At 39.8% G+C, this 12794-nt stretch carries 14 protein-coding genes; 4 read left to right on the plus strand and 10 right to left on the minus strand.

Annotated features, from left to right (window positions below; genetic code table 11):
- Position 1: 1 nt before the first annotated feature.
- Positions 2-550 carry a BON domain-containing protein gene (locus BT797_RS12545; protein WP_170860754.1) on the plus strand — a complete coding sequence of 183 codons (549 nt, stop codon included), beginning with the start codon at positions 2-4 and terminating at the stop codon, positions 548-550.
- A 101-nt stretch (positions 551-651) separates the two neighbouring features.
- On the opposite strand, the gene sspB is transcribed toward BT797_RS12545, so the two are convergent.
- The 9 genes from sspB to zapE all read right to left on the minus strand — a co-directional run bounded on the left by sspB (position 652) and on the right by zapE (position 8262).
- Positions 652-1143, minus strand: a complete 492-nt coding sequence (gene sspB, locus BT797_RS12550) for a ClpXP protease specificity-enhancing factor (RefSeq protein ID WP_170860755.1) — start codon at positions 1141-1143, stop codon at positions 652-654.
- A 3-nt stretch (positions 1144-1146) separates the two neighbouring features.
- Entirely contained in the window at positions 1147-1782 is a 636-nt protein-coding gene (gene sspA / locus BT797_RS12555; RefSeq protein WP_006032937.1) for a stringent starvation protein SspA, read from the minus strand.
- 116 nt (positions 1783-1898) lie between these two features.
- A complete protein-coding gene (locus BT797_RS12560; protein WP_045112132.1) occupies positions 1899-2699 on the minus strand; it encodes a cytochrome c1 in 801 nt (266 codons plus the stop codon).
- The gene (locus BT797_RS12565; protein WP_045112133.1) at positions 2699-3907 is read right to left on the minus strand and encodes a cytochrome b; all 1209 of its coding nucleotides are present in this window, start codon (positions 3905-3907) and stop codon (positions 2699-2701) included. Before BT797_RS12565 ends, BT797_RS12560 begins: the two co-directional genes overlap by 1 nt.
- Positions 3907-4497 (minus strand): ubiquinol-cytochrome c reductase iron-sulfur subunit, encoded by a 591-nt coding sequence (gene petA / locus BT797_RS12570; protein ID WP_045112134.1) that lies wholly within the window; start codon positions 4495-4497, stop codon positions 3907-3909. Before petA ends, BT797_RS12565 begins: the two co-directional genes overlap by 1 nt.
- A gap of 382 nt (positions 4498-4879) precedes the next feature.
- Entirely contained in the window at positions 4880-5272 is a 393-nt protein-coding gene (gene rpsI, locus BT797_RS12575) for a 30S ribosomal protein S9 (protein ID WP_045112135.1), read from the minus strand.
- Between the two features lie 18 nt (positions 5273-5290).
- Positions 5291-5719, minus strand: a complete 429-nt coding sequence (gene rplM / locus BT797_RS12580) for a 50S ribosomal protein L13 (protein WP_045112136.1) — start codon at positions 5717-5719, stop codon at positions 5291-5293.
- Between the two features lie 248 nt (positions 5720-5967).
- On the minus strand, positions 5968-6900 hold the full coding sequence (gene coaA / locus BT797_RS12585) for a type I pantothenate kinase (RefSeq protein ID WP_045112137.1): 933 nt from the start codon (positions 6898-6900) through the stop codon (positions 5968-5970).
- Positions 6901-7149: 249 nt separating this feature from the next.
- On the minus strand, positions 7150-8262 hold the full coding sequence (gene zapE / locus BT797_RS12590; protein ID WP_170860756.1) for a cell division protein ZapE: 1113 nt from the start codon (positions 8260-8262) through the stop codon (positions 7150-7152).
- A gap of 179 nt (positions 8263-8441) precedes the next feature.
- Here zapE and BT797_RS12595 point away from each other — a divergent pair, with 179 nt between their 5' ends.
- The 3 genes from BT797_RS12595 (at position 8442) to degS (ending at position 11422) form a co-directional block, all read left to right on the plus strand.
- Positions 8442-8813, plus strand: a complete 372-nt coding sequence (locus BT797_RS12595; RefSeq protein ID WP_045112139.1) for a Z-ring associated ZapG family protein — start codon at positions 8442-8444, stop codon at positions 8811-8813.
- A gap of 67 nt (positions 8814-8880) precedes the next feature.
- Entirely contained in the window at positions 8881-10239 is a 1359-nt protein-coding gene (locus tag BT797_RS12600; protein WP_075472271.1) for a Do family serine endopeptidase, read from the plus strand.
- A 97-nt stretch (positions 10240-10336) separates the two neighbouring features.
- On the plus strand, positions 10337-11422 hold the full coding sequence (degS, locus tag BT797_RS12605; protein WP_082276056.1) for an outer membrane-stress sensor serine endopeptidase DegS: 1086 nt from the start codon (positions 10337-10339) through the stop codon (positions 11420-11422).
- Between the two features lie 109 nt (positions 11423-11531).
- On the opposite strand, the gene murA is transcribed toward degS, so the two are convergent.
- Entirely contained in the window at positions 11532-12794 is a 1263-nt protein-coding gene (gene murA, locus BT797_RS12610) for a UDP-N-acetylglucosamine 1-carboxyvinyltransferase (protein ID WP_045112142.1), read from the minus strand.

Raw genomic sequence — 12794 nt, forward strand, 5'->3', positions numbered from 1 at the left:
TATGGCTGTAGCAAGAAAACTAAAATATTGGCTGACTATAAGTATCACTCTTCTGAGTTTTACTGTTATACAAGGCTGCAGTAACACCGGTAGTTTTAGCCAATTAATTGATGATGAAACAATTACCTTGGATATCACAGCAGGACTTAATGATGCCAATAAACAACTGCTGTTAAATAATAACCTGCATATTTTAACCAACAACAGTAAAGTACTACTATCTGGTCAAGTTAGAACCGAAGCTGAGCGCAAGCAAATCGTCGAGATTGCCGCAAATACAACGTCAGTGCAGCAAGTATATAATCAGATACGTTTAGGTACACCAATCTCATTTGAGCGTGCCAGTAAAGATGCTTGGTTAACGACCAAGGTAAAAACCAGTATTATTAATTTAAAAAATATTGAGCCACTGGGTATTAAAGTGATCACTGAGAATGCCGAAGTATTCTTAATTGGAAGAGTAACAAAAACAGAAGGTAATAAAGTTGCCGAAGCCGCACGTTATGTCGTGGGTGTAGATAAAGTAATTAAAGTTTTCGATTATCGCTAATCAGCGAACATACATGCAAATATAATATAAAAAAATGCAGTACTGAATACTGTCCGTCGACAAATTCAAGTACTGCATCGATTCGTTAATTAAGTGTTATGTTACTTAATGACCCGCAAAGAGGGTCTACCTTTAGTAGGTTTTGGACGCTCAGGCGTTTCGCTCTCATCATCAGAGCTAGCCGTTGGCGCACTAACTAGCGCCGGTACACTTCGCTCTTCACTTGGCTCAACAGCCGCTTCAGCGCTTTCTTGCTCTGCTTGGTCGATATATGCCTGTTCCGGTTCAAACATACTACCTGCGCCATTCTCACGCGCGTAGATAGCTGTAATAGCCGCAATCGGTACATAAACATCAAATGGCACACCACCGAAACGAGCATTAAAACTCAGTGCGGTGTTATTCAGCTCAAAAGCAACAACAGCTGTTGGGGCAATATTCAGCACAATTTGGCCATCTTGAACAAACTGCTGCGGTACATAAACACCAGCAATATGTGCATCAACAACAATATGTGGTGTTAAGTCATTATCAAGTAACCACTCATAGTGACTACGTAATAAATAGGGACGAATTGGGGTCATTTTATCCATAACTTACATTAACATTCTCATTTCACGTTCTTGTTCAGTTAAAGATGCTTGGAATGATTCACGATCAAATACACGAAGCATATAGTTCTTTAACTCACTTGCAGCTTGACCTGGAAGATCAATACCGAGTTCAGGTAAACGCCATAATAATGGAGCCATATAGCAATCAACTAAGCTGAACTCTTCACTCATGAAGTATGGGTATTCAGCGAAAATAGGGCTGATACTCATTAATGCTTCTTGTAGTTGCTTACGCGCTACAGCAGCTTCTTCAACAGAGCCTTTCATGATCTTAGTCACTAATGAATACCAATCGTTCTCGATACGGTGCATCATTAAACGACTGCTACCACGAGATACAGGATAAACAGGCATCAAAGGTGGATGCGGAAAACGCTCATCCAGATATTCCATGATGATACGTGAGTTATATAATGTCAGTTCACGGTCGATTAATGTTGGTACTGTCTGATATGGATTCAAATCAATTAGATCTTCAGGTAGGTTATTACGATCAACCTGATGAATATCAACACTTACGCCTTTTTCAGCTAAGACGATTCGGACTTGATGACTATATAGATCAGTCGGCTCCGAATACAACACCATAACTGAACGTTTATTAGCAGCTAATGCCATGCCACCTCCAATAAATTGTAAACACAAACGCCAATGATAGCCTAAACTAGCATTGGCGGTACGTAATTCTTTTACCAGCAACAACTTTTACAAGTAATGCGGCAACATCTCAGTGATTAGTGGACATCACGCCAGTATTCACGGTTCAGGAACCAAGTAAATACAAGTAGAATTAGTAAGAATCCAATAACCCAGAAGCCCATTTCTTGACGTTCAAGCTGATTAGGCTCTGCCGAGTAAACTAAGAAGTTTACCAAATCGAGCATTGCTTCATCAAACTCTTCTGCTGATAACTCACCGTTTCCATCGGGACTTAGGTAGCTAGTCAGAATTTCACCTGTTGCAACACCATCAGCGTCAACAACTTCGGTTTCTTTAACAATTCTAGCACCTTCCGGCAGATCTAGCTCTTCTTCGTTATGTTTTATTTCTAAAAGACGTGCAGTACCTTGCAGTTCTTCAAGTACATGCGGCATACCCACACTTGGGAATACCACATTATTCACACCAAATGGGCGAGTTTCGTCAATATAGAAAGAACGCAGATAAGTATAAACCCAATCTGCACCACGTAAACGAGCTTCAAGTGTTAGGTCTGGTGGTGTAGCACCAAACCATTTAGCACCACTTTCAGCAGGCATCGCAGTTAACATTAATGAGCCAACTTTAACGCCCGTAAATACCAAGTTTTCAGTCATTACATCACGATCAATCCCCAGATCATCAGCAACACGTGAATAACGTTGATATTGCGTAGAGTGACACGTAGAACAATAATTCATGAAGATTTTAGCACCATTTTGCAATGATGCTTTGTCTCTTAAATCATAATTTGCTTCATCTAAATGTGCAGCATTACCAGATGCAAATACAGCCATAGGCAATAGGGTAAGTAACGCGATAAATAATTTTTTCATTACATTGTCACCCTTTTTGGTAATGGTTTAGTCGTTTCATTCTTACTGTAGAACCACAGCAGAGCGAAATAGCCAAAGTAACCTAATGTGGTAATTTGCGACAATAATGTACGACCTGGTGTCGGTGCTAATGTCCCTAATACACCCAGAATAATGAAACAAATAACAAACTGAGATAAATTAAGTTTATGCCAAACACTACGGTAACGAATTGATTTCACTTTTCCGCGATCAATCCAAGGCACTAAGAATAGCATCACAATAGCAAGGCCCATCATGATCACACCACCTAGTTTGTCCGGAACCGCACGTAAAATTGCATAAAACGGCGTAAAGTACCACACTGGTGCAATATGATCCGGTGTTTTCAATGGGTTTGCAGCTTCAAAGTTTGGCGCTTCTAAGAAGTAACCACCACCTTCAGGCATAAAGAAGATCACAATGCTACATAAGATAAGCATCACCACTACCGCAACGGCATCGTGCACAGAGTAGTAAGGGTGGAATGGAATAGCGTCTTTCGGCCAGCCATTTTCATCTTTGTTCTCTTTGATTTCAATACCGTCTGGATTGTTAGAACCAACGTGATGCAGTGCAACTATGTGTAAGAATACCAGTACCACAAGTACTAATGGCACAGCAATAACGTGTAGCGCAAAGAAACGGTTTAGTGTCGCACCCGAGATTACATAATCACCACGGATCCAAAGTGTTAAATCATCACCAATTACTGGAATTGCACCAAATAAAGAGATAATAACCTGTGCACCCCAGAATGACATTTGACCCCATGGTAATAAGTAACCCATGAAAGCTTCAGCCATCAGCGCTAAGAAGATTAAGCAACCAAAGATCCACAATAATTCACGTGGTTTTTGGTATGAACCGTACATCAAACCACGGAACATGTGCAAATATACAACCACAAAGAATGCTGACGCACCCGTTGAATGCATGTAACGTAACAACCAGCCAAATTCAACATCACGCATGATGTATTCAATTGAAGCAAAAGCACCGTCGCCAGATGGGTTATAATTCATCGTTAACCAGATACCAGTTAGGATCTGATTGACAAAAACAACCGTAGCTAAAATACCAAAGTAATACCAGAAGTTAAAGTTTTTCGGTGCTGGATATTGACCAGCGTGTTTATTCCACGTATCCGTCATTGGGATACGTTCATCAATCCACTTGACTAATGACATTAGGCAGCTCCCTTATCTACACCAATTAGAATCGTCGTTTTATCGATATAATAATGCGGTGGTATCACTAGATTCAAGGGTGCAGGAACACCTTGGAATACACGACCGGCCATATCAAATTTAGAACCATGACATGGACAGAAGAAACCAGAAGAAACACCTTCGACTTGTTCGCCAAAGCTGTCAGGCAGATAAGTTGGAGAGCACCCTAAGTGAGTACAAATACCAACGGCTACAAATAAGTCTGATTTAATCGAGCGATATTTGTTCTGTGCGTAATCTGGTTGTTGTTCTTGCTCTGATGCCGGATCGCGTAACGAACCATCATGCTGTTCAAGTTCGTTTAATACGCTTTCTGTACGAGATACAACCCATACAGGTTTGCCTCGCCATTCAACACGAATTAACTGACCAGGTTCAATTTTACTAATATCAACTTCAACCGGAGCGCCAGCTGCTTTAGCTTTAGCACTCGGGTTCCAAGATTTGATAAAAGGTACGGCTGCGCCGACAGCTCCAACACCACCTACTACACATGTAGCGGCAGTTAAAAAGCGACGACGACCAGAATCAACAGGCGCATTGCTCATCCAATTATTCTCCCATTCGGACTCAGCGCAAATTATTGTTATTATCTTGCAGTGAATACCATTTCAAAAAAGATAACTTTTTAATAGCTAAAAAAGTTACATAAATGCCGTTGAATTTTAATTAATTGGTTACATTTTTACAAGGATAATGAGACATTAATCATGGATTTTCAGTGATTAAGTCAATATCTGTCGCTTATGACTCAGTAAACAGAGCAAGTCGCTCTCTTTCTGTGTTAAGTACAGTCGCGCAAGTAAGAAACTGCATTACATTTAACAAAGATATAACCTAGTTAAATAAAAAAAAGACAAAAAAAAGACAAAAAAAAGCCTGGCATATGCCAGGCTTTCGTCGCAATAAAGCGAACCACCAAAAAACGGATTAACGTTTTGAGAACTGTGGACGTTTACGTGCTTTTCTAAGACCAACTTTCTTACGTTCAACTTGACGAGCATCACGAGTAACAAAACCAGCTGCACGTAGAGCAGGACGAAGAGTTTCGTCATATTCCATAAGTGCGCGAGTGATACCGTGACGGATTGCGCCAGCTTGACCAGTAGTACCACCACCAGAAACAGTGATGTTTAGGTCGAATTTGTCTTGTAATTCAACTAATTCTAGTGCTTGACGAACAACCATACGAGCTGTTTCACGACCAAAATAAACGTCTAAAGAACGTTTATTGATAGTTAGTTGACCAGTACCAGCTTTCATGAATACACGAGCTGTTGAACTTTTACGACGACCAGTGCCGTAGTATTGATTTTCTGCCATTTGCTTAAATTCCGTAAATTAGATGTCTAGAACTTGTGGTTGTTGAGCAGCATGATTGTGCTCAGGACCTGCGTATACTTTCATCTTACGGAACATTGCACGGCCTAGAGGACCTTTTGGCAACATACCTTTAACCGCAGACTGGATAACACGCTCTGGAGCTTTCTCAATAAGCTGTTCAAAGCTAATTGATTTAATGCCGCCAATGTAACCAGTGTGCGAGTAGTAAATTTTACCTTTCGCTTTGTTACCAGTTACAACGATTTTTTCACAGTTTACAACGATGATGTAATCGCCAGTATCAGCATGAGGAGTGTACTCAGGCTTATGCTTACCACGTAGGCGAGTAGCGATTTCAGTCGCAAGACGACCTAAAGTTTTACCTTCAGCGTCAACAACGAACCATTCACGTTTGATCGTGCTTGGTGTAGCAACAAAAGTTTTCATTTTATATTGAACCCAATAAAATTTGTTTAAACTATCACATATAGTTATCTATACGTGAACTATATACCTTACTCATCCCTTCGAATAAGTACATGGCGTCATTAGGACAAGGAACCACCACAGCACCTTGTTCGTGGGCAGCGCGTATTATAAAGAGAAATGAGCGAAATTTCACCTATATTTTAAAAAAAATAAGATTAATCTCAAAAAACATCAGAATAAGGTCAAGAAAATGACTGAAATTAAGATTATTTCCGTAATTTAACTTGATGCACTTGATGATTTAGGTCTTTAGTAAGAATGAGGTTAGCACGTTCTCGCGTTGGTAAGATATTTTCTACTAAGTTTTTACCATTAATTGTACGCCAAATGTTCAATGCTACATCTTTTGCTTCATCCTCACCCAGTTTAGCGTAATGATGGAAATAGGAACTTGAATCGGTAAACGCACTTTCTCGGAGTTGCAAGAAACGTTGCACATACCAATTTTCGAGGTTTTCAGTCTCAGCATCGACATAAATAGAGAAATCGACAAAATCAGAAACAAATACCCGATGCGGATCATTAGGGTATTCTAATCCCGATTGTAATACATTTAAGCCTTCCAAAATAACAATATCAGGCTGCTCAACAACCACTTCTTGGTCTGTTTCGATATCATAAGAAAAATGTGAATAAACAGGAGCCGTGACACGAGCATGACCCGACTTTATATCTGCCACAAATTTAACTAAGCCATTAATGTCATAACTTTCAGGAAAGCCTTTACGCTTCATCAAACCATGCTCTTTTAAATGCGCATTTGGATACAGAAAGCCATCAGTGGTGATTAACGCCACCTTAGGATGTTCACTCCAGCATTGTAATAATGCTTGCAAGATCCTAGCTGTGGTACTTTTACCGACAGCGACACTACCCGCGAGACTGATAATGTAGGGTACTTTAGCCACTTTACGACCCAAGAATTGATCGCGAACAAAACGGCGTTGAATTCGATTAGTAACATATAGGTTAAGCAAACGTGACAAAGGCAGGTAAATATCACACACCTCTTCAATAGAAACACGTTCATTAATACCTTGTAACTGTTTTAACTCGAGAGCTGATAAGGTCAAAGGTACTGACTCTCGAAGTTCAGCCCAATATTCCCTGTTAAACACTTGGTATGGTGAATAATTCATTAAACTAAAAGCCTACTTAACGCTCTAATAATTACTTACTTCACAAGTTTAGAAGCAAATCTTTGAATGGATTTAATGACGTAATAACACTATTAACGTCACTTTGTCAGTCCATGTCCGCCGAAACAATAGCCTATATACTTACCGTAACTCAATCAATAAATACGTTTATTACAGTATTAATTTTAATAACGCGCACAAAAGCTACCTATTTAGTGCTAAAAACAGGCGTGTTTTCGTCATGCTAATCTAAGGTAAATGTTCACGTGCCAAATATTCATGGGATTGCATTTCTTGTAAACGTGATAAACAGCGGCGGAATTCAAAATCGAGTAAACCAGTACTGTACAAGGCTGACATTTCAAATTCGGCTGAAATAATTAAGGTAACGTTACGCTCATAAAACTCATCTACCATCGCAATAAATCGACGGGCAATATCATCCCTTAGTCGCCCCATTTGTTTCACATTGGCTAATAATACAGTGTGATAAATACGAGAAATTTCCATGTAATCAACCTGACTACGTGGCCCTCCACATAACTCTGCAAAATCAATCATCAATACACTATCTGCTTCTGCTAAAGTAGGTATTTGACGGTTTTCAATTTCTATCGATTGATTATACTGACGAGGATCACAAGATAATTGTTGAAAGTATTGATCTAAATTTTTCTGAGCCACACCATCTAATGGAAAATGATAAATTTCAGCTTGCTCTAGAGTACGTAACCGATAATCAACGCCACTATCTACATTAATAATGTCACAATTTTGATTAATCAAATGAATCGCAGGTAAAAAACGTGCGCGCTGCAAGCCGTTACGGTAAAGCTCGTCAGGAATAATATTTGATGTGGCAACCAAGATAACTTGATGAGAAAATAATTCTTCAAATAATGTACCTAAAATCATCGCGTCAGTAATATCCGAAACAAAAAATTCATCAAAACAAATAACGCGTGTTTCGTTAGCTAGCTTCTTTGCGATCACTTTCAATGGATCTTTTTGTTGCGCTAATCCTTTCAGTTCTTGATGGATTCTATGCATAAAACGATGGAAGTGAATACGGGTTTTATTCTCGAACGGGAGGCAATCGTAGAAAGTATCAACTAAATAGGTCTTACCTCTTCCTACTCCACCCCAAAAATAAATACCTTTAACTGGATTCATTAGCGTCGGTGTAGGCTTTGCTTTTAACCCTTTAAACTTGGCTAAGAAGCTGCGTTTTACGGGTTTATCTGGTACAACTAATAATTCATCAAACAGCCGTTGTAGTGCTATTACTGCATTCTCTTGTGCCGCATCAAACATAAAGTCAGGGCGCTTTAAATCAAGCTGATATTTTTTTATTGGGGTCATTATAATTACTAATCCTTTACTGTTTCTAACGCCTTGCTCACCACGCATTAATAATAATCAATGCTACCATGTTGTATTCTTTTGAAATACACTATTTTAAAACTAAGGAGCTTATATTAGAGTATCAGAATGAGTGTCCCGTATTAGTAGAATACAAATTACCATTTAACGAGGTGTATATGCCCTATCTTGAAATATTAATTAGTTTGGTTATCGGTATTATTATCGGTTTTTCTATTGCGAAGATAACCAACACAAAAGATCAAACAGGTAAGTTTAAGGGTAAACTACTGGCCAAAGAAGCTGAAATTGAACAATACAAACATGATGTTAATGAACACTTCACCAGCACCGAAGAATTATTAATGAAATTGTCTGATACCTATGTAGAAATGCAACAGCATTTAGCCAGCAATGCCAAACATTTATTAGATAATGTTGCCGTTAAAGATATTCCTTTTCAAACCAAAGAAGTTGTAGACCCTGCAGAACCAATAGAAGGGCAACCAAAAGATTATTCAAGTACGAGTTCAGGGTTACTGAACAAATAACTTGAACTTTTAGCTTTCAACTACACCTAACTGTTTATGCTTCTAATTTTTAAAGGCTTAAACTGTTATGAAACCTAAATTACACTTTAAAACCCTCACAGCTTTAGCATTAAGTACAGCAATAGGGTTAGCAAGTTTACCTGCAACAGCTTTCCCCCCCGCTGTTGCAGGACAAACCTTACCCAGTCTTGCGCCGATATTAGAGCAAGTAACCCCTGCAGTGGTAAATATTTCCGTATCTGGTACTAAGGTATCTCAACAGCGAATCCCAGAAGCATTTCGCTATTTCTTTGGCCCTGAAGGCCCAGGTTCTCAACAACAAACCCAACCTTTCCAAGGTTTAGGTTCTGGTGTAATCATCGATGCCGAACAGGGTTATATCCTCACTAACAACCATGTAATAGCGGATGCGGACAAGATCCAAGTGATGCTAAAAGATGGTCATGAATATGATGCCAAACTCATCGGTGCGGATAAAAGCAGTGACATAGCCTTATTACAAATTAAAGCAAAAAACTTAACCGAAATTAAATTCGCAGACTCGGATAAATTACGTGTCGGCGATTTTACGATCGCCATTGGTAATCCGTTTGGCTTAGGCCAAACAGTAACATCAGGTATTGTCAGTGCATTAGGTCGAACTGGGCTTCAGTTAGAGAACTTGGAAAACTTCATCCAAACCGATGCGGCGATTAATAGTGGTAATTCCGGCGGCGCGTTAATTAATTTACGCGGCGAGTTAATCGGTATTAACACAGCTATATTAGGACCAAACGGCGGCAACGTCGGTATCGGTTTTGCGATACCGGCTAATATGGCCAACAATCTGATACAGCAAATTATTGAACATGGTGGAGTTCGCCGTGGTGTATTAGGTGTTACAGGCCAAGAGTTAACAACAGATCTAGCGAAAGCGTTTGATATTGATGTCCAATATGGCGCATTTATTAACCAAGTCACACCCAATTCAGCCGCAGAAGAAGCAGGTTTAATGGCCGGTGACATTATTGTCAGCGTCAATAATAATAACATCCGCAGTTTCAGTGAATTAAGAGCCAGAATTGGTACCTTAGGCGCAGATAAAAAAGTCACTTTAGGTGTTATTAGAGACGGGAAAGAAAAACGTCTAATCGCAAAATTAAAACCCGCGGATAATAAGCTAGAAAATGCCAGTAATCTACATTCAGGACTTGAAGGTGCGGCATTCGTCAGCGCCGACAACAATCAAGGAGTGCTGATTGCGAAAGTCGAATCCCGTTCAATAGCGGCTGCATCAGGCTTAGAGGAAGGTGATATTATTATTGGTGTGAATAAAGATAAAGTGAAAAATTTAGCCCAGTTACGTGAATTGCTCACTGCAGAAAAATCCACACTGGCACTTAATATCAAGCGGGGTAACCAGCATTTATTTTTAGTGTTACGCTAGCACTTACATCACTTTACAAGTTATTTCCTACATTCTCCAAGAAAGAGATGCTATTCTCTACGTTGCTATTTTTGATAGGTAACGTAGGGATATCTCAGTGCAAAGTTTGTTGTCATATATTTCAAAAAGTATCTTACTCGGTATCGCTGTCGCAACGATATTACTTTTAGCATTGCCACAATTAAAAAACAAACAAGGTTTAGCACTCACTCAACCATTTTCACTTGGTCTTAATGAGCAAATTAGTTTTTCTGCCGCTGTTAAACGCGCTGCGCCTTCAGTTGTCAATATTTATACACGTACCTACCAAAAATCAACTATTAATAGTAAGCCGACATTACGTCCGCAAAGCCTTGGCTCTGGCGTGATCATGAATAAGAAAGGTTACTTACTTACAAACTATCACGTTATTGCCAATGCAGATCAAATAATTGTTGCGCTCCAAGACGGACGATTTTTCACTGCCGAGTTAATTGGTTTTGATAAATATACCGACCTTGCGGTGTTAAACATTGATGCCAAAAATTTACCCAGTATCCCACAAAGTAAACATGAACAGACCAATATTGGTGATGTGGTACTCGCCATTGGTAATCCATACAACTTAGGTCAAACTATCACCCAAGGCATTATTAGTGCCCGTGGTCGTATTGGTATGAGCACCACTGGCCATCAGAATTTCTTACAAACTGACGCCGCAATTAACGAAGGTAACTCGGGTGGTGCGCTTGTAAACAGTCTGGGTGAATTAGTGGGTATTAATACAGCATCTTTCCAATTGGCCGAAAATGTTGAAACCATGGGTATTAGCTTTGCGATTCCCTACCCGCTCGCGGTGAAAATTATGGATGCATTGATTGCCAATGGTCGCGTGATCCGTGGTTATATCGGAATTGAAGGTACATCAATAAATACCGTTATGGCAAAATTACTTGGTTTGAAAGCCAATCAAGGTATTGTCATACAAAATACCGCGCCAAACTCGCCAGCAGAGAAAGCCGGATTAATCGCAGGTGATGTAGTAGTCAAATTCAATGGCACTGAAATTGATAATGTTATCTGGTTAATGGATATGGTGGCAGAACAGCGTCCGGGGTCAAAAATTAATTTAACGGTTATACGAGAAGGTAAACAATTCGATACCTCCGTCACACTCGGCGAGCTCCAAGCGAGACAGCCATAATACAGACCTCGTAGATATAAAAAGGGCGCATATAATGCGCCCTTTTTATATCTTACAAATGCTACACGTTATTAGCCGTTATTTAAACGACAACAATGTCAGAAGAATATTAATCTTCAATGCGAGTAATATTGCCGCCTAAGCCTTGTAGTTTATCTTCAATAAATTCATAACCACGGTCGATGTGATAAATACGCTCAACCGTTGTTTCACCTTTAGCGAGGAAACCAGCAATAACGAGACTCGCAGATGCGCGTAAGTCCGTTGCCATTACTTGTGCGCCAGTCAAACTCTCAGTATCGCGACAAATAGCCGTATTTCCTTCCAGTTCAATGTCTGCGCCCATACGCGCTAATTCAGGTACGTGCATGAAACGGTTTTCAAAAATAGTTTCAATGATAGTCGACGTACCTTTCGCCACTGTATTTAATACCGTGAACTGTGCTTGCATATCCGTAGGGAAACCAGGATAAGGTACCGTCTTGATATTTACCGCTTTTAATTCACGACCTTGCATATCAAGTGAGATCCAATCATCACCAGTTTCAATTTTGGCGCCCGCTTCTTCAAGCTTGAGTAATACCGCATCAAGTAATGAAGGATCTGTTTTATGGCATTTAATTTTACCACCAGTGACAGCTGCAGCAACAAGGAAAGTACCTGTTTCGATACGATCAGGTTGCACAGTATATGTACCACCATGAAGCGCTTCAACACCTTCAATAGTTAATACATCAGAACCAATACCACTAATCTTAGCGCCAAGTGAGTTTAAGAAGTTAGCTAAATCAACAACTTCAGGCTCTCTTGCTGCGTTCTCAATCGTGGTTGTTCCGTCTGCAAGTACCGCTGCCATTAATAGATTTTCAGTGCCAGTTACGCTGACCATGTCCATTAAGATACGCGCGCCTTTTAAGCGACCATCAACACGGGCTTTAATGTAACCTTCTTCAACACGAATATCTGCTTGCATCATTTCTAAACCATGAATATGTAGATTCACAGGGCGAGCACCGATAGCACAACCACCTGGTAAAGAAACATCTGCGGTCGAAAATTTAGCAGTCAAAGGACCCAATGCTAAAATTGACGCACGCATGGTTTTAACTAACTCATAAGGTGCTTTTTGGCAGTTAACAGTACCAGCAGTAATAACAACGTCACCTTCTGCATTGCGTTCTGCCTGTGCACCAAGCTCACGTAACAATTGCAACGTGGTCTTAATATCTCTTAATTCAGGAACATTCTTAAGAGTGATCGTTTCATCACTTAGCAATGTGGCAAATAAAATCGGTAGTGCAGCATTTTTAGCACCCGAAATAGTCACATCGCCATTTAACTGACAAGGACCTTTAATTAAAAATTTATCCAT

The organism is Moritella viscosa (genome assembly GCF_900120065.1).
Taxonomy (GTDB): domain Bacteria; phylum Pseudomonadota; class Gammaproteobacteria; order Enterobacterales; family Moritellaceae; genus Moritella; species Moritella viscosa.

What these genes read in the sequence shown, in the direction of transcription:
- BT797_RS12545 (WP_170860754.1), top strand. Translation starts at nt 2, where the DNA reads ATGGCTGTAGCAAGAAAACTAAAATATTGGCTGACTATAAGTATCACT.
- sspB (WP_170860755.1), bottom strand. Translation starts at nt 1,143, where the DNA reads ATGGATAAAATGACCCCAATTCGTCCCTATTTATTACGTAGTCACTAT.
- sspA (WP_006032937.1), bottom strand. Translation starts at nt 1,782, where the DNA reads ATGGCATTAGCTGCTAATAAACGTTCAGTTATGGTGTTGTATTCGGAG.
- BT797_RS12560 (WP_045112132.1), bottom strand. Translation starts at nt 2,699, where the DNA reads ATGAAAAAATTATTTATCGCGTTACTTACCCTATTGCCTATGGCTGTA.
- BT797_RS12565 (WP_045112133.1), bottom strand. Translation starts at nt 3,907, where the DNA reads ATGTCATTAGTCAAGTGGATTGATGAACGTATCCCAATGACGGATACG.
- petA (WP_045112134.1), bottom strand. Translation starts at nt 4,497, where the DNA reads ATGAGCAATGCGCCTGTTGATTCTGGTCGTCGTCGCTTTTTAACTGCC.
- rpsI (WP_045112135.1), bottom strand. Translation starts at nt 5,272, where the DNA reads ATGGCAGAAAATCAATACTACGGCACTGGTCGTCGTAAAAGTTCAACA.
- rplM (WP_045112136.1), bottom strand. Translation starts at nt 5,719, where the DNA reads ATGAAAACTTTTGTTGCTACACCAAGCACGATCAAACGTGAATGGTTC.
- coaA (WP_045112137.1), bottom strand. Translation starts at nt 6,900, where the DNA reads ATGAATTATTCACCATACCAAGTGTTTAACAGGGAATATTGGGCTGAA.
- zapE (WP_170860756.1), bottom strand. Translation starts at nt 8,262, where the DNA reads ATGACCCCAATAAAAAAATATCAGCTTGATTTAAAGCGCCCTGACTTT.
- BT797_RS12595 (WP_045112139.1), top strand. Translation starts at nt 8,442, where the DNA reads ATGCCCTATCTTGAAATATTAATTAGTTTGGTTATCGGTATTATTATC.
- BT797_RS12600 (WP_075472271.1), top strand. Translation starts at nt 8,881, where the DNA reads ATGAAACCTAAATTACACTTTAAAACCCTCACAGCTTTAGCATTAAGT.
- murA (WP_045112142.1), bottom strand. Translation starts at nt 12,794, where the DNA reads ATGGATAAATTTTTAATTAAAGGTCCTTGTCAGTTAAATGGCGATGTG.